The sequence below is a fragment of the Streptomyces katrae genome (assembly GCF_002028425.1).
Classification (GTDB): domain Bacteria; phylum Actinomycetota; class Actinomycetes; order Streptomycetales; family Streptomycetaceae; genus Streptomyces; species Streptomyces katrae_A.
The window spans coordinates 129,604-151,974 of record NZ_CP020043.1; the positions used below are offsets into that span (position 1 = coordinate 129,604).

A 22,371-nucleotide genomic window follows, 5' to 3' on the forward strand; every position below is an offset into this window, starting at 1 on the left:
ACCGGCATGCGGTTCTCCATCCTCGGCGAGACTCTGGCCCGGCGCGACGACGGCACCGAGGTCCCCCTCGGCGGACCCGCCCGGCGCGCCCTGCTGACCCTGCTCCTGGTGCGCCCCCGGGAGGTGGTGAGCGCCGAGCGGCTGGCGGACGAACTGGCCCCGGACGGGTCGGTGTCGGCGCACGCCCTGCAGTCCCAGGTGTCCCGGCTGCGCGCGGCTCTGGGGCCGGCCGTGATCGAGCGGGCCGGGGCGGGCTACCGGGCCGCCGTGGACCCGGAGGACGTGGACGCGGGCCGGTTCGAGCGGCTGGCCCGCGAGGGGCGGGCCGCGCTGGCCGCCGACGACCCGGTACGTGCCGTGGAACTCCTGCGCGGGGCATTGGAGTTGTGGCGCGGGAGGGCCCTCGCCGACCTGGCGCACCTGACGGAGGGCGACACCGCCCGGACGGCCTCGGCCCGGCTGGAGGAGCTGCGGCTCGGGGCGGTCGAGGACCGGATCGAGGCCGATCTGCGGCTCGGCGGCCACCGGGAGGCCGTGGCGGAGCTGCGGGAGCTGACCGCCCGCCACCCGCTGCGCGAGCGCCTGGCGGCCCTGCTGATCCGGGCCCTGTCGGCCGAGGGCGGGCAGGCCGAGGCGCTGGCCGCGTACGAGCAGACCCGCAGCCGGCTGGCCGACGAGCTCGGCAGCGATCCCTCGGCCGAACTAGTCGCCCTGCACCGGGAGTTGCTGGAGTCCGACCCCTCCCCCGCGCAGGTCCGGCCGCCCGCGCAGCTGACCTCGTTCGTGGGCCGCTCCGGCGAGGTCGCCGAAGTGGCAGACCTGCTGCGGGTGGCCCGGCTGGTGACGCTCGTGGGGCCGGGCGGGGTGGGCAAGACGCGGTTGTCGGTGGAGGCGGCGGGGGTGGCCGGCGACGACGTGTGCTTCGTGGAGCTGGCCCCGCTGCGGGAGGGCGCCGGCCTGCCGGGGGCGGTACTGGCGGCGCTCGGGCTGCGCGAGAACGGGCTCCGGCTCGACGGCGGCGGACAGGGGCCCGTGGAGCGGCTGGCGACGGCCCTGGCGGACCGGGTGCTGCTGCTGGTCCTGGACAACTGCGAACACGTGGCCGAAGAGGCCGCCGCGCTGGCGGGACGCCTGCTGGCCCTCTGCCCCCGGCTGCGGATCCTGGCCACCAGCCGGGAACCCCTCTCCGTCATCGGTGAGCACCTGTGGCAGGTGCGGCCGCTCGACGACGCGGCGGCCGTACGGCTGTTCACGGAACGGGCCTCGGCGGTGCGGCGCGGATTCGCGGCGGCGGCGGAGCCGGTGGAGCGGATCTGCGCGGCGCTCGACAACCTGCCGCTGGCCATCGAGCTGGCGGCGGCCCGGCTGCGCACCATGGACGTGGAGGACCTGGCGCAGCGGCTCGACGACCGGCTCGGGATGGCTGCCGCCCGGGCCAACCGCGGCGCCGGTGAACGGCACCGCACGCTGCGCGCGGTGGTCGCCTGGAGCTGGGACCTGCTCTCCGCGCAGGAGCAGCGGGCCGCCCGGCGGTTCACCGTGTTCCCGGCGGGCGCGACGGCCCGGGCGGCGCTGGAGGTCTGCCGGGCGGGGGGCGCGGCCCCGGACTCGGAGCTGCCGGAGGCCGAGGTCCTGGAGCCCGAGGTGCTGGAGTCCCTGGTGGACAAGTCCCTGCTGGAACTGGCGGGCGGACGCCTGCGGATGCTGGAGACGGTCCGCGCGTACGGCGCCGAACGGCTCCGGGGGGCGGGCGAGACCTCGGCCACCGGCGGTGCGCACGCCCGGTACGTGCTGGAGCTGGCCCGCGCCGCCGAGCCGCGGCTGCGGGGGCCGGGGCAGCCGGAGTGGCTGGAGCGGCTGGCGGCCGGACACGGCGACCTGGAGGCGGCACTCGCCTGGGCGGCCGGGGAGGGCCGCTGGGAGACGGCGCTGGAACTGCTGGCGGCGGCCTCGGCGTACCTGTGGATCCGCGGGGTGTCCGGGTCGCTCGCGGCGCGGGCCGCGGCCGTGCTCGACGCCGTCGGGGACGCTCCCCCGGCCGGGCTGGGCGAGGAGTTCGCGGCGTGCGTGCTGCTGGCGGCGGCCGGCCCCGGCGGGCTCGCGCCGTGGCGGCGGCACCGGGAGCGGGCCGGGCGGCTGCTGGCCGCCGCCTGGGCGCGGGACGGTGCGGGCGGGGGCGGCGGGCGGTACCCGGTGGTGCTGCTGGTGTGGATGCTGCGCAACGCCACCGAGGCCGATCCGCTGGACGCGTTCGCCCTGGTGTCGGCGCAGCGCGGGCACCCCGAGCCGTGGGTCCGGGCGGTCGCCGCGTACGTGTCCGGGTTCGGGCCGCTCGGGACGGGTGACGCGGCCGCCGCCGAACGGGCCTTCGCCGAGGCCGCCGAGGGGTTCCGGGCGGCCGGCGACGGCTGGGGCACGGCGCTGGTCCTGGACGCGCTCGCCGGGGTGGCGGGGGCGCGCGGGGACCGGGCCGGGGCGGTGGCGCTGCTCGACGAGGCGCTGGCGCTGACCGAGCGGCTCGGCGCCCTGGAGGACAGCGCCGACCTGCTGGTCAACCGGGCCGACCAGCTCGTGGCCGGGGACCCGGCGGCGGCCGCCGCCGACTACGCCCGGGCCGCCTCCCTCGCCCGCCGGGCCGGGGGCTCCGCAGCCCTGGCGGCGGCCCTGCGCGGACTCGGGGACCTGGCCCTGCGGGACGGGGACCCGGCGCGGGCCGGACACCTGTACACGGAGGCCCTGGAGCGGATCGACCCGCACTGGGTCAAGAGCGCGGGCAGCCGCGTACGGGCCCTCGCGGGGCTGGGCCGGGTGGCGGAGTCGAACGGCGACCGCCCGGCGGCCCGCGCCCGCTACGCGGAGGCCGCCGCGTCGGCGGCGGCCGTGGTGGGCGGCACCTCCCCGGAGGCACTCCGCCTGCTGGGCCTACCGCAGGAGGTCGTCGACCTGGTAACCACCCACACCCCCTGACGACCGTCCGGCGACCTCCCCGCCCGCCCCGGAACCGCGGCCCCCCACCGGTGATGCCCACGGCGCACCGTTCACCCGTTGCCGAAGGCCCAGTCCGCGGACACATCCCCCATTTCGCCCCCCTCGCGTGCCCCGGGCCACGCACCCAGGGGGCCCAGGGAACCTCCGGCCCCGGGCTCCGGACCGCGGGCCGCGGGCCGCGCCGGGTGCGAGCTGCTGATCGTGCGGGGCGCGGGGGCTCGGGCCCCGGGCCCGACGTTCCCCGAACCGGCTCCGCTCGGCTGAACGGCCCTCGGGCCGGGCGGGGGTGGCCGTCCCGCCGGCGGGACAGTGGGGCTCGGGCGGGGGGCGGGGGCATTGCCCGATCGAGGCCGCGCTTGCCATGCTCGAACGCGACGGCGCCCGCCCCCGGCCGCTTCCGGACCGCCGCCGGCGGGCGCTCCACCCGGTCCCGCGGGACCCGGGGGCCGCCGGGCACGGCGGCGGACCGGGCCCGGTGTGCGGCCGTGGAGCGCGGAGCCGCGCCGCGTCCGCGCACCGCCGGCGCCCGGTGACGCGTCCGGGCCGGGCGGACACAACCAGTTGGTCGCCTTCCGTTCCGCTCGGGTCCGCCCGGGTCTGCCACCGTCCGGACCAGCCCCCTCACACCCCGGCCCCCTCACACCCCGGCCCCCACCCCAGGCCCCTCAACCCCGCCCCTGGAGCCCATGGATGAACACCGAACTGCTGATGTCCGATGCCACCCACTTCCGCATCGACTACGTCATCAACCCGTACATGGACACGAGCGTCCAGCCGGACGCCCGGGCCGCCGTCTCCGAGCACGACGCGATCGCCGCCGCCCACCTCGCGGCCGGCCGCACGGTCCACCGGATGGCGTCCGCCCCGGAGTGCCCCGACATGGTGTACACGGCCAACGGGGCCTGGGTGTGCGGCGACCGCGCCGTACTGGGCGACCCGCCGGCGGCCCGTGCCGCCGAGATCCCGTACTTCCGGTCCTGGCTGAAGGAGAACGGCATCGACGTGTTCGACGCCCCGTACTCCTTCAGCGGCCAGGGCGACACCCTGGCCTGCGGGGACCTGCTGCTGGCGGGCCACGGGCAGCGCACGGACCGCCGGATGCACGACGTGCTCGCGGACCTGACCGGCCACCAGGTGGTGCCGCTGCGCACGGCCGGGGAAGAGTGGTACGACCTGGACCTGGCCGTGGCCGTGATCGACGAGGGCACGCTCGCCTACTACCCGGGCGCGCTGGAGCCGGAGAGCGTCGGCGTGCTGCGTTCCCTCGGACTCGAACTCATCGAGGTGAGCACCGAGGAGGCCCGGGCCTTCGCCCTCAACCTGATCAGCGACGGCAGGACCGTGACGATGACCACCGGCGCGCCGCGACTCGCCGCGACCCTGCGCGAACGGGGCGCCACGGTGGTGGAACTCGACACGGCTCAGCTCCGCAAGGGCGGCGGAGGGGTCCGCTGCACGGCCCTCACCCTGGACAACCCGGTCCCGGCGGGCCGCTAGGCCGGGGCGGCGGGGGCGGGGAGTCCGGGGCGGGTGCCGGTGCTGACGGCGGACTGCAGGACGTGGGCCGCCCATTCGTTCAGGCTCAGCCCGCAGGCGGCCGCCGTTTCCAGGAGCCGGTCGAGGTCCGGCTTCGGCAGGGCGATCCGCAGGGTGGCCTCCTCGCCCGCCGGCTCCGCCGCGGCCCCGCCGTGCTGTTCGGCGAGGCCCGCCCGGAGCTGTCGCCGGAGCTCGTTGCGCGACCAGCGCTGTTCCTCGGCACGCCGCAGCCAGTAGTCCTGTTCGGGCCGGGCCAGCCGGGCCACCTCCGCGTGGTGGGCGAAGCTGAGCGCGTCGCGGCGGCGGTGCTGCTCGAACCGGCGGGCCACCCACGCGTAGTTGCGCAGGGTCTGGTAGTCGAGCCCGGTCCGGCCGACGGCCTCCCGGTAGCGGCCGCTGTAGGCGTTCTCCCCGAACAGGAGCCAGTCGCCCATCCACCAGGCGGAGGAGCTGGCCAGCTCCCGCAGCTGGCTGCCGATCTCCTCCCAGGCCCGTTGCGGCATGGCCGGCGAGAAGGTCATGCCCGACTTGGTCAGCGCCTCCAGGCAGGGCAGCTGGCTGAGGGTCACCCTGCGGGTCCCGGGAGCGCGGTGCGCCCGGGTGGGCCGTTCTTCTTCGGTACGGACGCCCGACATCTCGCATCATCCCCCTGCGCCTCGACGGGCCACCCGGCACGTCACGTCACGGCCTTCCGGCTGGCCAGACTAGGCACGCGGGGGTGTCCCCCCGCGGGGGTTGAGACGGACTTGACGGCGATCTGAGCAACCTGGCGACGAACTGGGGACACCCCTCAGCAAGCCGGCCCGGGGGTCGCTCAGGCGGCGCGGCTGATCACGATGTCGCCCATGCCGGTACGGGCCCGCACCTCCACCACGCCCTCGGACCCCTCGGGGCCCGCGGAGGGGCCGAGGGAGTTGTGCACCTTGCCCAGCCGGGAGGTGACGTCGAGCCAGGCGGCGACGGAGCCCCGGATGCCGATGTCGATCCGGCCGGCGGCGGTCTGGAGGTCGGCCCTGCCGCGGGCCAGCTCGCCGACGCGGATGGCGCCGTTCGCGGACTTGGCCTCGACGGAGCCGTGCGCCCGGTCGACGGTGATGGAGCCGTTGGAGCTGTTCGCCCGTACGTCTCCGGTGACCTCGCCGATCTCCGTGTCCCCGTTGACGTTCTTGACGGTCGCCGCGCCGTCGACCCGGCCGATGCGGATCCGGCCGGCGCCGTGGACCTCGGCGTCGCCGGTGCAGCGGTCGAGGCGGACGTCGCCGTGTCCGGTGCGCAGCACGACCGGGCCGGCCCCGTCGACCCGGATGTCCCCGGCGCCGGACTTCAGGACGCACTCCCCGAAGGCCCCTTCCAGGACGAGGGGGCCCACGCCCGTGGCGGCCCGGACGCGGGAGCCGGCCGGCAGCTCGACGCACACCTCGACCGAGCCGATCCGGCCGAACGGGAGGCGCTTGCGGGCACCGCGCACCGTGAGGGTGCCGTCGGCGTGGTCGACCCTGCTCTCCCGGGCCGCGCGCTCGTCCTCCGGGTCGCCGGGGTCGGCGGGCAGCACCTCGACGACGGTGTCCGTCCGCTGCCCGGCCGTGAGGCGGACGGATCCCACCTCGATCTCGACGGACACGGCGAGCGGTGCGGGGGTCTCGAAGGTAAGCATGGGGGTCCGATCCTCATGACGTGGTGCGGGCTCCCGCCGGTCGGGCGGGCGAGGGGGTGCTGGGGCGGCGGCCGGGCGGCCCGGGGTCAGCGCACCCAGCCGGTGAAGCTCTGGCCGGCGCGGGTGCGGCGCAGCCCCGCGGGCTGCTCGGCGGCGGCGTCGGACAGGGCCGCCGACAGGGTGCGGACCACCCAGGAGTTGACGGAGATCCCCTCGCGGGCCGCCGCCTCCTCGGCGCGGACCTTGAGGTGGGCGGGCAGGCGCAGGTTGATCCGTGCCGTCCCGCCGTCCTCGCCCTCGGGCAGGACGGGGGCCGGGGGTGCGGCCGGGGCGGAGGGGCGCTCCTCGTAGACGGGCTCGGTCTCCGGGAGGCTGACGACGAACTCCGGATCCAGGCCCCGCAGCCGTACGGAGACCGATCCCGGCGCCAGGTCCCGCGTGACCTCGTCCATCGCGTCGGACAGGGCGTTCAGGAGCGTCAGCCGGGTGGCCGACTCCAGCGGGGCGGTGAGCCGTCCGGCCAGGGCGCGGGCCTCGTCCCCGCCCGCGTCGGCGGCGACGGCGAGCTCGTGCCGAAGGTTCTCTACGTACGGCCTCAGATCCATGGCGCCACTATGGCACACGGGTGGCACCATGACCAGGACGGACGAATGCCACGCCCCTCCTCCCCGGCGGCAAGGCAGCGGCAGGACGGCGGTGAGCCGGTGGTGACCGCGCGGTGAGCGCCCCCGAGCACGCTGGGGCACATGAAGAACACCACCGCGAACACCGCCCCGTACACCGCCGCGAACACCGCCGCGAACACCGCCCCTTACGCCGCCGCGAACACCGCCCCGTACACCGCCGCCCGTACCGTCCTGATCTCCGGCGCGTCCGTCGCCGGCCCCGCACTGGCCTACTGGCTCCACCGCCACGGCTTCGCCCCCACCATCGTCGAGCGGGCTCCCGCCCTGCGCGACGGCGGCTACGCCGTCGACTTCCGCGGCGAGGCCCACCTGACGGTGCTGCGCCGCATGGGCATCCTGGACGCCCTGCGGGCGGCCCGCACCGGCACCGGCTCCATGTCGTACGTCAACAGCGCGGGCAAGCCGCAGGCGAAGCTCCCCGCCGACCTGTTCTCCGGGGACCTGGAGGTGCTCCGGGGCGACCTGGCGCGGATCCTCTACGACGCGACGAAGGAGCACACCGAGTACGTCTTCGGGGACTCCGTCACCTCCCTCGCCGAGGACGCCGACGGGGTCCACGTCACCTTCGAGCGCGGCGCACCCCGCCGCTTCGACCTGGTGATCGGCGCCGACGGCCTGCACTCCCGCACCCGCAGCCTGGCCTTCGGCCCGGAGGAGCGCTACGTCAAGCACCTCGGCGTCTACTGCGCCATCTTCACCACCGCCAACCACCTCGGCCTCGACCGCACCGGACACGCCTACCGCACCGCCGGCCGGCTGGTGGCGATGTACAGCGCCCGCGAGAACACGGAGGCCAAGGCCCTCTTCTACTTCGGCTCGCCACAGCTGGACCTCGACCGCCGCGACGTGACGCGCCAGCAGCAGCTGCTCGCCGAGCAGTTCGCGGGCAACGGCTGGCAGAGCGACCACCTGCTGGAGCAGATGCGCCACGCCCCGGACTTCTACTTCGACTCCGTCGGCCAGGTGCGCATGGACAGCTGGTCGCGCGGCCGGGTCGCCCTGCTCGGCGACGCCGCGTACTGCCCGTCCTCCCTGTCGGGCATGGGCTCGGGGCTCGCGCTGGTCGGCGCGTACGTCCTCGCCGGGGAGCTCGCCGCCGCGCGCGGCGACCACCGCACCGCCTTCGCCCGCTACGAGCGGGAGATGCGGGCGTACGCGGAGGGCTGCCAGAAGATGGGCGACGGGGTGGCGAAGCTGATGGTCCCCGAGAGCCGGCTGCTCGGGGCCTTCCTCAACCGCTACTACAAGGTCATGCCGTACCTGCCGGGCAAGGACATGGCCGCGAAGATCGCCCGCAAGGCCGCCGAGAACATCACCCTGCGCGACTACGCCGCCGAACCGGCCCCCCGATAGCCGTCCCGCCGACTCGTCGTCCCGTCGGCGGTGGGAAACCGGCTGGACACCAAAACCTAGACCCCCTAGGTTTATACCTAGAGCAACCAGCCAGAGACTTGGCCACAAGGAGGCGCCGCATGGTGCGCGCAGGACTCAACGCCGCACGGCTCACGGAGGCGGCCGCCGAGATGGCGGACGAGGCCGGGATCGAGAAGGTGTCCCTGTCCGCGCTCGCCCGGCGGTTCGGCGTCAAGGACGCGAGCCTGTACTCGCACGTCCGCAACCTGCGGGAACTGCGGGTGCGGGTGGCTCTGCTGGCGGGCGAGGAGATGACCGCGCGGATCGCGGTCGCCGTCGCAGGGCGGTCGGGCAAGGACGCGCTGGTCGCGTTCGCCGACGCCTACCGGGAGTACGCCCTGGAACGCCCCGGCCGTTACGCCGCCTCGCAGATGCGGTTCGACCCGGAGGAGGTGGCCGGCTCGGCCGGGCTGCTGCGCAGCGTGGAGCTGACCTACGGGATGCTGCGCGGCTACGGGCTGGAGGACCCCGACCTGACGGACGCGGCCCGGCTGCTGCGCGCCACCTTCCACGGCTACGTCCACCTGGAGCTGAGCGGGGCCTTCGGGCACTCCCGCGAGGTCCGGACGTCCTGGGCACGCGGCCTCGACGCACTCCACGTGGCCCTGGAGAACTGGCCGCCGACCACCAAGGGGGAACCACGATGACGACCACACCCACGACCACACCCACCACGGCGCCCACCACCGGAACGCTCGCCGTCCCCGGAGCCACCCTGTATTACGAGCGGCGCGGCACCGGCCCCGTCCTGCTCCTCGTCCCCGGCGGCGGGGCGGACGCCGGCCTGTTCGCGGGCATGGCCCCGGCCCTGGCCGCAACCGGACGCACCGTGGTCTCGTACGACCCCCGCGGCCAGTCCCGCAGCACCCTCGACGGCCCGGCCGCCGACCAGCGGGTGGCGGACTGGGCCGACGACGCCCGCCGGATCCTGGACCTGGTCTCCCCCGGCGAACCGGCGGACGTCCTCGGCTGCAGCGCGGGTGCCGTCGCCGCGCTCGGGCTGCTGGCCCGTCACCCGGAGCGGGTCCGCCGGGTGGTGGCGCACGAGCCGCCGCTGGTGGAGGTCCTGCCGGACCCCGCCCCGCACCGGGCCCTCTTCGCCGAGGTCCGCGAGCTGACCCGCACGCAGGGCCCGGCCGCGGGGATGGCCCACATGGCCCAGGGCCTGGGCGGAACCCCCGAGCGCCAGGAAGCCGCCGAACTGCCGCCGGAGATCCTGGAGATGGCCCCGCGCATGTACGCCAACCAGCCGTTCTTCCTGGAACACGTCCTGGTCCCGTTCACGTCCGCCACCCCCGACGCACCCGCCCTGCGCACCGCCGCCGACCGCCTCGTACTGGCGGCCGGCGAGGACTCCCGCGCCATCCCCGCCCTCTACGGCCCCGCGGCCCGCCTCTCGGCCCTGACGGGCGCCCCTTTCACGGAGTTCCCGGGCGGCCACGTCGGCTGCGCCGAACACCCGACCCCCTTCGCCACCCGCCTCCTGGAGACCCTGACCAGAAAGGACCGGATGACGCCCTGGATGTCGTCCGTGCCGCAACCGCGGCCGGGGTGACGGGCGGGCGGTGGGTCACGGGGTCGGGAGGGCCACGGGGGTCGTGGTGGTCAGGTAGCGAATGGACACCGGGCGGGCGAGCAGGTCGTCGAAGAGCCCGGCCACGTGGCGGAAGTGCGGGGTGGTGAAGTGGAATTCCAGCGCCTCCGGCCCGGCCCACTCCTCGACGATCACCATCCGCTCCGGCCGGTTCGGGTCGGCGTACGGCTCGTAAGCCAGGCAGCCCTCCTCCGCGACGGACGGTTCGATCATGGCCTCCAGAGCGGTGCGCAGGTCGTCCTCACGGCCGGGCTTGGCCTCGAACGCGGCGATGACGGTCAGGGTCATGACGGATGCCTCCTCAGGCGGTCGGTCTCGCTGTTGCGGTGACAAGGGAGATCCTTCCGCCGCGACGACCGGATGCCCAGGGCGGAGCTCGGCCCTGGGACCGGCGAACCGGGGGTCCGGCAGTACCCCCTCTCCGGGAGCCTCCCGCCCCGACAGGGGTGGACCGGAGCTACCCGAAGGCTCCCGGCGCCAACGGATTTGCCCGGCGGCCGGCGGCCCGGTGCCGGACTGCACGCCCTCTTAGGATGGGCGGATGAACGCCAAGGCCGAACTCGGTGCGTACCTCCGCTCGCGGCGGGCCCGGATCAAGCCCGAGGAGACCCGGCTGGGTGCCGGGTACGGCGAGCGGCGCCGGGTGCCGGGGTTGCGGCGGGAGGAGCTGGCGCAGCTGGCCGGCGTGAGCGTCGACTACTACGTGCGGTTCGAGCAGGGCCGCACCCAGAAGGTCTCCGCCGGGGTCATCGACGCGGTGGCCGACGCCCTGTGCCTCACGGACCCCGAGCGCGCGCACCTGCACGACCTGGCCCGCGCGGTGGGCCGCCGGACGTCGGCGGGGCCGGCCGCGCAGACGCCGAGCGCCGGGCAGCTGCGGTTGCTCCACGCCATGTCCGACGTCCCCGCCTACCTGGTCGGACGGCGCACCGACCTGCTGGCCTGGAACCGGCTCTACGCCGAACTGCTCGGCCCCTCCCTCGCCACGGTGGCGCCGGAACACCGCAACACGGCGTGGCTGGCCTTCCTCGACGAGGACGTCCGCGCCCGCTACGTGAACTGGGAAGCCAAGGCCCGCAACGCGGTCGCCTACCTGCGCCGCGACCACGGACGGCACCCGGACGACCCGGCCTTCGCCGCGCTGGTCGCCGAACTGGAGCACCGCAGCCCCGAGTTCCGTGCGCTGTGGGCGGAGCGGGAGGTGGCCGACCGGATCACCGGCGACTACCTCATGTGGCATCCGGCCGTCGGCGAGCTCGCCCTCACCTTCGAGAGTTTCCGGTCCGCCGCCGACCCGGACATCAGCCTGATCGCCTACACAGCCGAGCCGGGCTCTCCGTCCGAGGCCGCCCTGCGCACGCTGGCCGCCCGGTGCTCAGCGGGCGACGGTCCAGGTGTCGGGGCCGGTGAGGAGTGCTCCTAGGTCCGCCTTGCCGTAGCGCTCGACGGCGGTGTCGAGCTGGTCGGCCATGAGGGTGTCGTAGACGGGCCGGTCGGTGTTGCGGAAGACGCCGATGGGGGTGTGGTGGAGGGTGTCGGGGTCGGCGAGGCGGGAGAGGGCGAAGGCGGTGGTGGGGGTCGCCGCGTGCGCGTCGTGGACCAGGATCTGCGACTCGTTCCCCGGCGTCACGGTGACGACTTCCAGGTCTCCGGTCTGCTGGTTGCGGATGACGCCCTTGGTCTGGTCGGTGCCGAAGCGGATGGGGTGGCCGTGTTCGAGGCGGATGAGGGCTTCTTCGGCCTGGTCGTTGTCCTTGAGGGCGTCGAAGGCGCCGTCGTTGAAGATGTTGCAGTTCTGGTAGATCTCGACGAGGGCGGTTCCGGGGTGGTCGGCTGCCTGGCGCAGGACCTCGGTGAGGTGTTTGCGGTCGGAGTCGATGGTCCGGGCGACGAAGGAGGCTTCGGCGCCCAGGGCGAGGGAGACCGGGTTGAAGGGGGCGTCGAGGGAGCCCATGGGGGTGGATTTGGTGATTTTGCCGAGTTCGGAGGTGGGGGAGTACTGGCCTTTGGTGAGGCCGTAGATCCTGTTGTTGAAGAGGAGGATCTTGAGGTTGACGTTGCGGCGGAGGGCGTGGATGAGGTGGTTGCCGCCGATGGAGAGGGCGTCGCCGTCGCCGGTGACGACCCAGACGGAGAGGTCGCGGCGGGAGGTGGCCAGGCCGGTGGCGATGGCGGGGGCGCGGCCGTGGATGGAGTGCATCCCGTAGGTGTTCATGTAGTACGGGAAGCGGGAGGAGCAGCCGATGCCGGAGACGAAGACGATGTTCTCGCGGGCGAGGCCGAGTTCGGGCATGAAGCCCTGGACTGCGGCGAGGACGGCGTAGTCACCGCAGCCCGGACACCAGCGGACCTCCTGGTCCGACTTGAAGTCCTTGGCGGCCAGGGGGGTCTCCGCCTTGGGGATCAGGGTCAGTGCCTCAGGCATCGATGGTCTCCTTCAGGGCCGCGGCGAGCTCCTCGGCCTTGAACGGCATGCCGTTGACCTGGGTGTGGGAGCGGGCGTCCACCAGGTACCGGGCGCGGATGAGGGTGGCGAGCTGGCCCAGGTTCATTTCGGGGACGACCACCCGTTCGTAGTGCTTCAGGGCCTCGCCGAGGTTGGCGGGGAAGGGGTTGAGGTGGCGCAGGTGGGCCTGGGCGATCGCGATTCCTCCGGCGCGCAGGCGGCGGACGGCGGCGGTGATGGGGCCGTAGGTGGAGCCCCAGCCCAGGACCAGGGTGCGGGCGCCGTCCGGGTCGTCGACGTCGAGGCCGGGGACCTCGATGCCGTCGATCTTGGCCTGGCGGGTGCGGACCATGAGGTCGTGGTTGGCGGGGTCGTAGGAGATGTTGCCCGTGCCGTCCTGCTTCTCGATCCCGCCGATGCGGTGCTCCAGGCCCGGTGTGCCGGGGACGGCCCAGGGGCGGGCGAGGGTCTGCGGGTCCCGCTTGTACGGCCAGAAGACTTCCGTGCCGTCCGCGAGCTGGTGGTTGGGGGCGGTCGCGAACTGCACGCCGAGGTCCGGCAGGTCGGCCACGTCCGGGATCCGCCAGGGCTCGGAGCCGTTGGCGAGGTAGCCGTCGGAGAGCAGGAAGACCGGTGTGCGGTAGGTCAGGGCGATCCGCGCGGCCTCCAGCGCGGCGTCGAAGCAGTCCGCCGGGGTGCGCGGGGCGACGACGGGGACGGGCGCCTCGCCGTTGCGGCCGTACATGGCCTGGAGGAGGTCGGCCTGCTCGGTCTTGGTCGGCAGACCGGTGGACGGGCCGCCGCGCTGGATGTCCACGATCAGCAGGGGCAGCTCCAGGGAGACCGCCAGGCCGATGGTCTCGGACTTCAGGGCCACACCCGGGCCGGAGGTGGTGGTGACGCCCAGGGCCCCGCCGAACGCGGCACCCAGCGCGGCGCCGATGCCGGCGATCTCGTCCTCGGCCTGGAAGGTCCGCACCCCGAAGTTCTTGTGCTTGCTCAGCTCGTGCAGGATGTCCGAGGCCGGGGTGATGGGGTAGGAGCCCAGGTAGAGCGGCAGGTCCGCCTGGCGGGCCGCCGCGATCAGCCCGTAGGACAGGGCCAGGTTCCCCGAGATGTTGCGGTACGTGCCGGTGGGGAAGGCCCTGGTCGCGGGGGCGACCTCGTAGGAGACCGCGAAGTCCTCCGTCGTCTCCCCGAAGTTCCAGCCCGCCCGGAACGCCGCCACGTTCGCCTCGGCGATCTCCGGCTTCTTCGCGAACTTCTGGCGCAGGAAGCTCTCCGTGCCCTCCGTCGGACGGTGGTACATCCACGACAGGAGACCGAGGGCGAACATGTTCTTGCTGCGCTCGGCCTCCTTACGGGTGAGACCGAAATCCTTCAGCGCCTCCACCGTCAGAGTGGTCAGCGGGACCTGGTGGATGTTGTAGGCGTCGAGGGAGCCGTCCTCCAGGGGCGAGGTGTCGTAGCCGACCTTGGCCATCGGGCGCTTGGTGAACTCGTCCGTGTTCACGATGATCTCCGCGCCGCGCGGCACGTCGGCGATGTTCGCCTTCAGCGCGGCCGGATTCATCGCGACCAGCACGTTCGGCGCGTCACCCGGGGTCAGGATGTCGTGGTCCGCGAAGTGCAGCTGGAACGAGGACACCCCGGGCAGGGTCCCGGCAGGGGCACGGATCTCGGCGGGGAAGTTCGGCAGCGTCGAGAGGTCGTTGCCGAAGGACGCCGTCTCCGAGGTGAAACGGTCACCCGTCAGCTGCATACCGTCACCCGAGTCACCCGCGAAACGGATGACCACCCGGTCGACACGGCGGATCCCGGTCTTCGTCACCATGTCAGGCAGCGCCCTGCTCTTCGCGGCGCAGCTCCGGCTCGTGCTTGTAGCCCATGATCAGCACGTCCCGGACGGCCGCCTTCGTCGGGTCCACCGGGTGGATGGGGCGCACGGCGTGCAGGATTTGGCCGTCGGACCAGAACATCGTGTCCATCTGCTCGGTCAGGCAGAACTCGGCCACGAGCTCCCGCTCCAGGCTGTAGACCTGCGACTCGCCGCCGGCGGCGTTGAAGCGGCCCATCAGGTGGATGACGCCGAAGTCGACCTCGTCGCGGTGCGGGCCCTCGGGGGTGGGTTCGCCCGTCTCGTCCGGGGTGCTGATGATGCGGAACTGGTGGCACTGGACGTCCCAGGGGTCGTCCAGCCAGGACTCCTCGGGGACGGGGAAGTTCTCGAAGTCGGCGCGCAGCAGCCGGGTCAGCAGCGGGTTGGCCAGCGTGGTGCGGCTGAGCGGGGCCACGTCGCGGTCGATGCCGCCGGCGTAGTCGTTGGCGTTCATCGACTGGAAGTAGGGGCGGTGCGGGCGCAGCCGGACCTCTCCGGTGCGGGGGACGAAGAAGAAGCGGTCGTAGGCGCGCTCGCGGAAGCGGGATCCGCCCTTCAGGTAGCGGTCCGTCTCCAGGTTCTCCCATTCGGCGGCCAGTTCCTTCACGTGCTGCCGCAATTCGGCGTCGATGACGAGCCGGTCGGCCGGCAGCAACGAATATCCGTTGGCCCGCAGTTCTTCCCTTGCCTCGGTCTGCATGATTGGCTCCTCCACCGCCGGATCTCACACTGCGCTTCCGAGGTTCCCACGGCGCTGCTGACGCTGAACTGACGGAGTTCGGCGGGTTTGCACGTCAGATCGGCGTCAGCCGGTCGTCACACGGCCTGTGCTTCACTCGGCCGGTATGACAGAACTCTTGACGTCCTCGCCCCGGACGGAACGCCGGACGGTCCTTGAGGAAATCGTCGTCGCGGAATTCAAGAAGGCGCTGCTCATGCCCGACGACGAGGAGCTGCCCCTGGAGGACAGCTTCTTCGAGCTCGGCATGACGTCCCTGCTGCTCACCATGGTCAAGCAGCGGCTGGAGGAGCAGCTGGGGCGGGGTATCAGCAGTACGGCCCTGTTCAACCAGCCCACGGTCGAGCGGCTGACCGACTATCTGGCCTCGGACGTGCTGGCCGACGTCTTCGACGCGAACTGAGAACCGAGAGGGGAACGGCGGCCATGCCGGGACATCCGGAATTGCAGGAAAGGATCGACGCCGCGGAGGAGACCGTCCGCCGGCAGCAGGAGGAGCTCGGGCGTTTCCGTTCGGAAAAGCACGAGCCGATCGCCGTGGTCGGTATCGGAATGCGTCTGCCCGGGGGGAACAATGCGATATCCGATCTCGACGCGTTCCTGCGCGAGGGGCGTTCCGGAATAGGGCCGCTGCCGCGCGACCGCTGGGTCCCGGAGGTGGCCGAGGACGGCATCACGGCCGTCGCGGGCGGTTTCCTCGACCGTATCGACGCGTTCGACGCGCAGTTCTTCAACATTCCGCCCAAGGACGCGCCGTTCATCGACCCCGCGCAGCGGCTGCTGATGGAGACCGTGTGGGAGGCCCTGGAGGACGCCGGGATCGATCCGGCGGGTCTTCGGCACGGCGACGGCGGGGTGTACGTGGGGGCCTCGCCGCTCGACTTCGCGCTGGAGCTGGAGGGGCTGTCCGACGAGCAGCTGGACGGGAGCCTGACGACGGGGCTCGGCGCGTACTCGCTGTCGGGGCGGCTGTCGTACTTCCTGGGCTGGCGCGGCCCGAGCCTGACGACGGACACCGCGTGCGCGGCGTCGCTGACGGCCCTGCACCTGGCGGTGGAGGGGCTGCGGCGCCGGGAGTGCGGGATCGCGCTGTGCGCCGGGGTGAACACCCTGCACAACCCGCGCTCGTACGTGATCCTCTCGCACGCGCAGATGCTGGCCCCGGACGGGCACTGCAAGACCTTCGACGAGAGCGCCGACGGCTACGCGCGCGCCGAGGGCTGCGGGGCGCTGGTCCTCAAGCGGCTGTCGGACGCGCTGGCGGACGGGGACCGGGTGCTGGCGCTGGTCCGCGGGACCGCGATCGGGCAGGACGGGGAGAGCGCGGGCCTGAGCGCGCCCAACGGCACGGCGCAGGAGGCCGTGATGCGGGCGGCGCTGGCGAACGCGCGGCTGGAGCCGGGCGACATCCAGTACGTGGAGGCGCACGGGACGGGCACCCCGCTGGGCGACCCGATCGAGATGGGCTCGGTCAACGGGGTGTTCGGCGCCTCCCACGACCGGGAGGACCCGCTGGTCATCGGCTCGCTGAAGGCCAACATCGGGCACATGGAGCCGGCGGCCGGGCTGGGCGCGGTGATCAAGGTGATCACGCAGATGCGCGCCGGGGCCTTCTTCCCGCACGTGTGGCGGAACCTGTCGGGGCGGATCCCGTGGGACACGTACCCGATCACGGTGGCGACCGAGGAACGGCCGTGGAAGGCGCCGGTGCGCCGGGCGACCGTCAACGGGTTCGGGGTCGCCGGGGCCATCGCGGTGGCGGTGCTGGAGGAGCCGCCCGCGTCCGTGCCGGCCGAGGGGGCTCCCGTGCCGGAGGAGGGCGGGCAGGTGTTCACGCTCTCCGCCAAGTCGCGCCCGGCGCTGCGGCTCCAGGCCGAGCGGTACGCGCGTTTCCTCGCCGAGCACCCGGACACCTCCCTCGCCGACCTGTGCCGTACCCGGGCCACGGGCCGCTCCCACTTCCGGTACCGGGCGGCGGCCGCCGTCCGGGACACCGGGGAGCTGGCCGGGCACCTGGAGCGGTGGAGCGCCCCGCCGCGCGGGGACGGCAAGCCCGACGCGTTCCGCAAAACGGCCTTCCTGTTCACCGGCTCCGGTTCGCAGTACGTGGGCATGGGCCGGGCCCTGTACGGCCGCTTCCCCGTCTTCACCGCCTGCGTGGACGAGTGCGACGCGCTGTTCGCCCCGCTGCTGGGGCGGTCGGTGGCCGCGGTGATGTTCGGGGAGGTGCCGGACGCCGAGGAGACCCTGGCCCGTACGTCCTTCACGCACGCGGCGCTGTTCACCCTGGAGTACGCCCTCGCGCGGCTGTGGCTGTCGTGGGGGGTGCGGCCGAGCGTGCTGATCGGGCACAGCGTCGGGGAGATCGTCGCGGCGACGGTGGCCGGGCTGTTCACCCTGCCCGACGGGGTCGCGTTCCTCGCCGCCCGCTCCCGGCTGATCGAGTCGGTGTCGGCGCCGGGCGGGATGGCGGCGGTGTCGGCGCCGGCGGAGGAGGTGCGGGAGCGGCTGGCGGCGTGGCCGCAGCTGGCGGTGGCGGCGGTCAACGCGCCGCAGCAGGTGGTGGTCTCGGGCGCGGCGGACGCCCTGGCCGAGGCGGTGGAGGCGCTGCGCGGGCCGGGCTGGACGGTGACCGAGCTGCACGTGTCGGCGGCGTTCCACTCACCGCTGATGGCCGAGGTGTCGCAGCCGCTGGCCGAGGTGCTGCGCGGGATCGCCTTCGGGGAGCCGCAGCTGCCGATCGTGTCGAACCTGACCGGCCGGATCGCCGATCCGCGGGAGCTGGCCACGCCCGAGTACTGGGTGCGGCACGTCAACGAGACGGTGGAATTCGCGGCCGGGGTGCGCACCATCGCCGAGCGCGGCCGGCACGTGTTCCTGGAGGTCGGCCCGTCCTCGGCGCTGACCTCGCTGGCCCGGCGGAGCGTGCCGCAGGAGCAGCACCGCTGGCTGTGCAGCCTCCGTTCGAAGGACAGCACCGGCGCCGCCCTGGAGTCGGCGCTGGCGGGCGCGTACGCGGCGGGGCTGAACATCGCCTGGGGCGAGGTGTACGCGGGCCGGCCCGGCCGGCGGATCCCGCTGCCCGGCTACGCCTTCGACCGGCGCGAGTACCGGCTCCCGGCCCGGCCCGCCGGGCGCGGCGGGGCCGGCGGCGACGGGCACCCGCTGCTCGGGCGGGAGAGCGGACGGGACGGCGGGCGGCGGGAGTTCACGGCGCGGATCAGCGCCCAGCAGCCGGCGTACCTGGCCGACCACACCATCGGCGGACAGGTCTTCCTGCCCGCCGCCGCCTACCTGGAGCTGCTGCTCGCCGTGCAGGACGAGGTCCACGGCGACACGGGCCGGGCGGTGGAGGACGTCCGCTTCCACGAGGCGCTGTTCCTGTCGGACCGGCCGACGCTGCTGCTGACCCGGGTCCGCCCCGGGCCGGACGGGCGGCTGGAGGTGGAGGTCTCCAGCCGGGGCGGCGACGAGCCCGAGGGCGCCGAACGGCTGCACGCCACCGCTTCGATCGCGGCCGAGGCCGACTACGCGGGCAGCGGCCTCGGCGGCCCGGCCCGGACCCTGCTGGCGCTGACCGGGGCCCTGGACGGCGAGGAGCCCTCGCGGGTGATGGACGGCGCGGAGGTGAAGGCCGCGTACGCGGAGGCCGGGCTGGAGTACGGGCCGCAGTTCCTGCGGGCCCGCTCGGTGACCTCGTACGGCCCGGACTTCGCGGTGACCGAGCTCGCGGGCGGGGACGTGTCCCGGGCCGAGCTGCTGCCCCCGCCGCTGCTGGACGGGTCCACGCACGGCCTGGCGGCGCTCACCGACGACGGCAAGCGGTACGTGGCCACCAGCGTGGGCCGGCTGCGCGCCTTCAAGAAGCCGCGCGGGGAGGTGCTGCGCTCGGCGGCCCGGGTCACGCGCGCCGAGGACCCGGAGCGGACGGACCCGGCGTTCACCCTGGACGTGCTGCTGCTGGAGGAGGACGGCCGGCCGGTGATGGAGCTGTCCGGCATGGGCTTCACCCGGCTCCCGGACCGCCCGGTGGAGGCGGCGGCCGCCGAACGCACCGCGCAGGCGGCGGCTTCGGCGGCGCCGGTGGACGTGGAGGCGCTGGCGGCGGCCGGGCCGGAGGAGCGGCAGACGGCGATGGTGGCCCTGATCCGGGCGACGGTCGCGGCGCTGCTGGCGGTCGACGACCCGGAGTACATCGACACCCGGGCGAGCTTCCTGGAGCTCGGCGTGGACTCGCTGACGGCCATCGTGCTGAAGAACCAGCTCCAGACGCGGCTGCGGATCCCGCTGCTGTCCTCGGCGGTCTTCGACCACCCGTCGGTGGAGGAGCTCGCCGAGCTGCTGTCCGTGCGGCTGGCGGCCGGGGCGGCGCCGGCTCCGGCCGCGGCCTGAACTGCCCTCCCCCCCGAACCGGGGCCACGGCGGAACGCCTCGGCCGCCGTGGCCCCCTCAACCGTCCGAGCGACCGACAAGGGAAACGAACCCATGGACAACCGTACGGAGGACCGGACCCTCGCCGCCCGCGCGGCGCTGCACGCCCGGACCCGGCCCGACCAGCCCGCGGTGGTGTGCGAGGACCGTGCGCTCACCTACGGGGAGCTGCACCGGGAGAGCAACCGCACCGCGCACGCGCTGCTGGCCGCGGGGCTCGCGGTCGGATCGCGGGTGGGCTATCTGGGCCGGGAGTCCGAGCGCTACTACGACCTGGCGCTGGGCTGCGCGAAGAGCGGCGCGGTGCTGGTGCCGGTGAACTCGCGGCTCACGGTCGGCGAGGTCGAGCACGTCCTGCGCGACTCGGAGGCAGAACTCCTCTTCGTGGAGCGGGAGTTCAGACCCCTGGTGGACAAGCTGCGGCCGGTGCTGCCGGGGCTGCGCGAGGTCGTGGAGATGGACTCGGACCGCCATGTGGCGGGCGGGTTCCTCGACTGGAAGGCCGGCCTGCCGGACACCGAGCCGCCGACGGCCGGTGCTGCCGGTTTCGACGATCCGGTGGCGCAGCTGTACACGAGCGGGACGACCGGGCTGCCGAAGGGGGTGGTGCTGGCGCAGCGGACCTTCTTCACCTTCATCGCCGACACCCGGGCGGCCGGGGTGGACTGGATCGACTGGCGGCCCGAGGACCGGGGGCTGAGCTGCTTCCCGGGCCTGCACACGGCCGGGTTCGGCTGGTTCATGCACGCCTTCAACGCGGGCGCGACGACGGTGGTGATGCGCCAGTTCGTCGCCGACGAGGCGACCCGGCTGATCGAACGGCACCGGATCACCACCCTGTGGGCGGCGCCCGCGATGCTGCGGATGATGCTGGCCGAGCGGGGCACGACCCGCGAGACCTTCCGTTCCCTGCGCAAGGTGGTCTACAGCGGCTCCCCCATCGACCGCGAGCTGCTGCTGACCTGCATCGACGTCCTGGGCTGCGCGCTGGCGCAGGGCTACTCCTCGGCGGAGGCGGGCAGTTTCCTGACCGTTCTGGCGCCGGAGGACCACACGGCGGACAGCCGGGTGCTGGGTTCCGCGGGCCGGGCGGTGCCGGGGGTCACGCTGCGGATCCTGGACCAGGAGGGCCGGCCGCTGCCGGCCGGCGAGGTGGGCCGGGTGGTGGTGCACAGCCCGGCGCGCTTCCTCGGCTACTGGCGGCTGCCGGAGGTGACCGCGCAGGCGCTGTCCGGGGAGTCCGGGGAGTGGCTGTCGATGGGCGACATGGGCCATGTGGACGAGGACGGCTACCTGTTCCTCGCCGACCGGGTCAACGACACCATCATCGTCGCAGGTCAGAACATCTATCCCACGGAGGTGGAGAATGCCCTGCGGGCCCATCCGGCGGTCGCGGAGGTCTCTGTGTACGGGGTCCCGCACCCGGACTGGGGTGAGGCCGTACGCGCCGCGGTGGTGCTGCGGCCGGAGGCCGCAGGGACCGCCCCGCGGGAGTTCCTGCGGTTCCTGAACGGCCGGATCGCCGGGTTCAAGATCCCCACCGGGTACGACCTCGTCGCCGAACTGCCGCGCAATCCCACCGGCAAGGTGCTGCGCCGGGTGCTGCGGGAGCGGTTCGAGGCGGCTGCCGCGGACCCGGCCCGCGCGGCGTAGTCGCGTGGAGACGGTACAGGTGCCCGTGCGCGCGGGCCCGCTGCCCGAGGTCCAGGGCGCCACGCGGTGGCTGCATCCGGCGGAGGCCGATCCGGACGCCGAGGTGCGGCTGTTCCTGCTGCACCACAGCGGGGGCGGCGCCTCGATGTACCGGGCGTGGCCGGGCCAGCTGCCCGCGTCGGTGGCCTGCCAGGCGGTGCAGCTGCCGGGCCGTCAGGAGCGGCGCCGCGAGGCCCCGTACACCCGGCTCGGCCCCCTGGCCGAGGCCCTGGCGCGGGTGGTGTCGGACGAGTTGGACGAGCGCCCGTACGCGGTGTTCGGGCACTCGATGGGGGCGCTGCTCGGCTACCGGCTGACGGTGGAGCTGGAGCGGCGGGGCCTGCCGGCGCCGTCGCTGCTCGCCGTGTCGGGGTGGGCGCCGCTGGGGTTCACGGCGCCGCCGGACCTGGTGGCGTGTCCGCTGGGGGCGCTGCGGGTGCTGGGCGGGCTGCCGCCGGAGGTCGAGGAGGATCCGGAGCTGCTGGCGGCGGCGGTCCGCGCGATGGGCGCGGACGGGGCGGTGTGCGCGGACTTCTCGGACGACGGGGCGGCCGTGGGCTGTCCCGTCGTCGCCTACTCCGGGCGCGGGGACCCGCTCCTCGCGCCCGAGGCCATGCGGTCGTGGGCCGGGCGGACTCCGGAGTTCCTGGGGTGCCGGACCTTCCCCGGGGACCACTTCTACCTGCGGACCCACGCCCGCGCCATCACGGCCGACCTGGCCCAGCTGCTGCCGCGGTACGCCGCGGCGGACTGAGCGGGCGGCGTCCCAGGAGAATCCCGGAGGTACCCCTTCATGCTGCCCCGACCCAACGAACTCCTCGCGCGCTACGTCGCGTTGTGGAACGAGAAGGACCCGCGGCGCCGTCGCGACATGGTCCATGCGATGTACGCGCCGGACTGCGTCTACGTCTTCTACCGCAAGGACCCGATCCGGGGCCACGCGGCCCTGCTGGACCAGCTGGCCTACACGCACGAGGTGTACGGTCCGATGGGGTACGAGTTCCGGTCCTCGCACAACGCGACCGGCCACCACGACGTCGTCCGGTTCAACTGGGTGATGGTCACGGCGGCCACGGGCGAGATGGAGATGTCCGGCCAGGACATCCTCGTGCTCGCCGAGGACGGTCGAATTCAAGCCGACTACCAGTTCCACGACCGGATGCCCTCGTCGTTCGTCTACAACGACGGGTACGAGGAGCACGGCGTGGCGGTGCGCCACGCCCGGCCGACGCGCACCGGTGCCACGGGCCCCTGAGCGGCCGTACGGGGGCCCCGCGGCAGGCGTCTGCCGCGGGGCCCCCGATGCGGGCGGG

General features: G+C 74.1%; 18 protein-coding genes. 11 read left to right on the forward strand and 7 right to left on the reverse strand.

The genetic code is table 11. The annotated features are described in order from the left end of the window. The first annotated feature begins 6 nt into the window (after positions 1–6). Entirely contained in the window at positions 7–2,967 is a 2,961-nt protein-coding gene (locus tag B4U46_RS40135; protein WP_079432258.1) for a BTAD domain-containing putative transcriptional regulator, read from the forward strand. Positions 2,968–3,678: 711 nt separating this feature from the next. Further along, on the forward strand, positions 3,679–4,485 hold the full coding sequence (locus B4U46_RS34830) for a dimethylarginine dimethylaminohydrolase family protein (RefSeq protein WP_079432259.1): 807 nt from the start codon (positions 3,679–3,681) through the stop codon (positions 4,483–4,485). Here B4U46_RS34830 and B4U46_RS34835 read toward each other — a convergent pair. From B4U46_RS34835 to B4U46_RS34845, 3 genes are all read right to left on the reverse strand, one after another. Then, the gene (locus B4U46_RS34835; protein ID WP_269467135.1) at positions 4,482–5,093 is read right to left on the reverse strand and encodes an LmbU family transcriptional regulator; all 612 of its coding nucleotides are present in this window, start codon (positions 5,091–5,093) and stop codon (positions 4,482–4,484) included. The two genes, B4U46_RS34830 and B4U46_RS34835, sit on opposite strands and share 4 nt — an antisense overlap. A 245-nt stretch (positions 5,094–5,338) precedes the next feature. Beyond that, positions 5,339–6,178 (reverse strand): DUF4097 family beta strand repeat-containing protein, encoded by an 840-nt coding sequence (locus tag B4U46_RS34840; RefSeq protein ID WP_079432260.1) that lies wholly within the window; start codon positions 6,176–6,178, stop codon positions 5,339–5,341. Positions 6,179–6,264: 86 nt separating this feature from the next. Further along, positions 6,265–6,783, reverse strand: a complete 519-nt coding sequence (locus tag B4U46_RS34845) for a toxin-antitoxin system HicB family antitoxin (RefSeq protein ID WP_079432261.1) — start codon at positions 6,781–6,783, stop codon at positions 6,265–6,267. A gap of 141 nt (positions 6,784–6,924) precedes the next feature. Here B4U46_RS34845 and B4U46_RS34850 point away from each other — a divergent pair, with 141 nt between their 5' ends. From B4U46_RS34850 to B4U46_RS34860, 3 genes are all read left to right on the forward strand, one after another. Next, a complete protein-coding gene (locus B4U46_RS34850) occupies positions 6,925–8,217 on the forward strand; it encodes an FAD-dependent monooxygenase (protein WP_079432262.1) in 1,293 nt (430 codons plus the stop codon). A gap of 119 nt (positions 8,218–8,336) precedes the next feature. After that, positions 8,337–8,924 (forward strand): TetR-like C-terminal domain-containing protein, encoded by a 588-nt coding sequence (locus B4U46_RS34855; RefSeq protein ID WP_079432263.1) that lies wholly within the window; start codon positions 8,337–8,339, stop codon positions 8,922–8,924. Then, positions 8,921–9,832, forward strand: coding sequence for an alpha/beta fold hydrolase (locus B4U46_RS34860; RefSeq protein WP_079432264.1), 912 nt, complete (start codon positions 8,921–8,923; stop codon positions 9,830–9,832). Before B4U46_RS34855 ends, B4U46_RS34860 begins: the two co-directional genes overlap by 4 nt. Positions 9,833–9,847: 15 nt before the next feature. Here B4U46_RS34860 and B4U46_RS34865 read toward each other — a convergent pair whose 3' ends face one another. Next, on the reverse strand, positions 9,848–10,159 hold the full coding sequence (locus B4U46_RS34865; RefSeq protein ID WP_079432265.1) for a putative quinol monooxygenase: 312 nt from the start codon (positions 10,157–10,159) through the stop codon (positions 9,848–9,850). A 253-nt stretch (positions 10,160–10,412) separates the two neighbouring features. Here B4U46_RS34865 and B4U46_RS34870 point away from each other — a divergent pair, with 253 nt between their 5' ends. Next, the gene (locus tag B4U46_RS34870) at positions 10,413–11,294 is read left to right on the forward strand and encodes a helix-turn-helix transcriptional regulator (RefSeq protein ID WP_079432266.1); all 882 of its coding nucleotides are present in this window, start codon (positions 10,413–10,415) and stop codon (positions 11,292–11,294) included. On the opposite strand, the gene B4U46_RS34875 is transcribed toward B4U46_RS34870, so the two are convergent. From B4U46_RS34875 to B4U46_RS34885, 3 genes are read right to left on the reverse strand one after another with little or no spacing between them, the layout of a single operon-like run. Continuing rightward, positions 11,247–12,296: a 2-oxoacid:ferredoxin oxidoreductase subunit beta gene (locus B4U46_RS34875; protein WP_079432267.1), complete on the reverse strand. Its 1,050-nt coding sequence runs from the start codon at positions 12,294–12,296 to the stop codon at positions 11,247–11,249. The genes B4U46_RS34870 and B4U46_RS34875 overlap by 48 nt on opposite strands. Further along, positions 12,289–14,151: a 2-oxoacid:acceptor oxidoreductase subunit alpha gene (locus B4U46_RS34880; RefSeq protein ID WP_107438480.1), complete on the reverse strand. Its 1,863-nt coding sequence runs from the start codon at positions 14,149–14,151 to the stop codon at positions 12,289–12,291. Before B4U46_RS34880 ends, B4U46_RS34875 begins: the two co-directional genes overlap by 8 nt. A gap of 1 nt (position 14,152) precedes the next feature. Further along, positions 14,153–14,896, reverse strand: a complete 744-nt coding sequence (locus B4U46_RS34885) for a 2OG-Fe dioxygenase family protein (protein ID WP_237293429.1) — start codon at positions 14,894–14,896, stop codon at positions 14,153–14,155. A gap of 145 nt (positions 14,897–15,041) precedes the next feature. On the opposite strand from B4U46_RS34885, the gene B4U46_RS34890 reads away from it, so the two are divergent. The 5 genes from B4U46_RS34890 (at position 15,042) to B4U46_RS34910 (ending at position 22,313) form a co-directional block, all read left to right on the forward strand. Next, entirely contained in the window at positions 15,042–15,338 is a 297-nt protein-coding gene (locus B4U46_RS34890) for an acyl carrier protein (RefSeq protein ID WP_079432269.1), read from the forward strand. A gap of 23 nt (positions 15,339–15,361) precedes the next feature. Then, complete coding sequence (locus B4U46_RS34895; RefSeq protein ID WP_079432270.1) at positions 15,362–19,327, forward strand: type I polyketide synthase; 3,966 nt, start codon at positions 15,362–15,364, stop codon at positions 19,325–19,327. 93 nt (positions 19,328–19,420) lie between these two features. Then, on the forward strand, positions 19,421–21,019 hold the full coding sequence (locus tag B4U46_RS34900) for a long-chain-fatty-acid--CoA ligase (protein ID WP_079432271.1): 1,599 nt from the start codon (positions 19,421–19,423) through the stop codon (positions 21,017–21,019). A gap of 4 nt (positions 21,020–21,023) precedes the next feature. Further along, positions 21,024–21,812 carry a thioesterase II family protein gene (locus B4U46_RS34905; RefSeq protein ID WP_237293430.1) on the forward strand — a complete coding sequence of 263 codons (789 nt, stop codon included), beginning with the start codon at positions 21,024–21,026 and terminating at the stop codon, positions 21,810–21,812. Between the two features lie 39 nt (positions 21,813–21,851). Continuing rightward, complete coding sequence (locus B4U46_RS34910; protein ID WP_079432272.1) at positions 21,852–22,313, forward strand: nuclear transport factor 2 family protein; 462 nt, start codon at positions 21,852–21,854, stop codon at positions 22,311–22,313. The last annotated feature ends 58 nt before the right edge of the window (positions 22,314–22,371 follow it).

What these genes read in the sequence shown, in the direction of transcription:
- B4U46_RS40135 (WP_079432258.1), top strand. Translation starts at nt 7, where the DNA reads ATGCGGTTCTCCATCCTCGGCGAGACTCTGGCCCGGCGCGACGACGGC.
- B4U46_RS34830 (WP_079432259.1), top strand. Translation starts at nt 3,679, where the DNA reads ATGAACACCGAACTGCTGATGTCCGATGCCACCCACTTCCGCATCGAC.
- B4U46_RS34840 (WP_079432260.1), bottom strand. Translation starts at nt 6,178, where the DNA reads ATGCTTACCTTCGAGACCCCCGCACCGCTCGCCGTGTCCGTCGAGATC.
- B4U46_RS34845 (WP_079432261.1), bottom strand. Translation starts at nt 6,783, where the DNA reads ATGGATCTGAGGCCGTACGTAGAGAACCTTCGGCACGAGCTCGCCGTC.
- B4U46_RS34850 (WP_079432262.1), top strand. Translation starts at nt 6,925, where the DNA reads ATGAAGAACACCACCGCGAACACCGCCCCGTACACCGCCGCGAACACC.
- B4U46_RS34855 (WP_079432263.1), top strand. Translation starts at nt 8,337, where the DNA reads ATGGTGCGCGCAGGACTCAACGCCGCACGGCTCACGGAGGCGGCCGCC.
- B4U46_RS34860 (WP_079432264.1), top strand. Translation starts at nt 8,921, where the DNA reads ATGACGACCACACCCACGACCACACCCACCACGGCGCCCACCACCGGA.
- B4U46_RS34865 (WP_079432265.1), bottom strand. Translation starts at nt 10,159, where the DNA reads ATGACCCTGACCGTCATCGCCGCGTTCGAGGCCAAGCCCGGCCGTGAG.
- B4U46_RS34870 (WP_079432266.1), top strand. Translation starts at nt 10,413, where the DNA reads ATGAACGCCAAGGCCGAACTCGGTGCGTACCTCCGCTCGCGGCGGGCC.
- B4U46_RS34875 (WP_079432267.1), bottom strand. Translation starts at nt 12,296, where the DNA reads ATGCCTGAGGCACTGACCCTGATCCCCAAGGCGGAGACCCCCCTGGCC.
- B4U46_RS34880 (WP_107438480.1), bottom strand. Translation starts at nt 14,151, where the DNA reads ATGGTGACGAAGACCGGGATCCGCCGTGTCGACCGGGTGGTCATCCGT.
- B4U46_RS34885 (WP_237293429.1), bottom strand. Translation starts at nt 14,896, where the DNA reads ATGCAGACCGAGGCAAGGGAAGAACTGCGGGCCAACGGATATTCGTTG.
- B4U46_RS34890 (WP_079432269.1), top strand. Translation starts at nt 15,042, where the DNA reads ATGACAGAACTCTTGACGTCCTCGCCCCGGACGGAACGCCGGACGGTC.
- B4U46_RS34895 (WP_079432270.1), top strand. Translation starts at nt 15,362, where the DNA reads ATGCCGGGACATCCGGAATTGCAGGAAAGGATCGACGCCGCGGAGGAG.
- B4U46_RS34900 (WP_079432271.1), top strand. Translation starts at nt 19,421, where the DNA reads ATGGACAACCGTACGGAGGACCGGACCCTCGCCGCCCGCGCGGCGCTG.
- B4U46_RS34910 (WP_079432272.1), top strand. Translation starts at nt 21,852, where the DNA reads ATGCTGCCCCGACCCAACGAACTCCTCGCGCGCTACGTCGCGTTGTGG.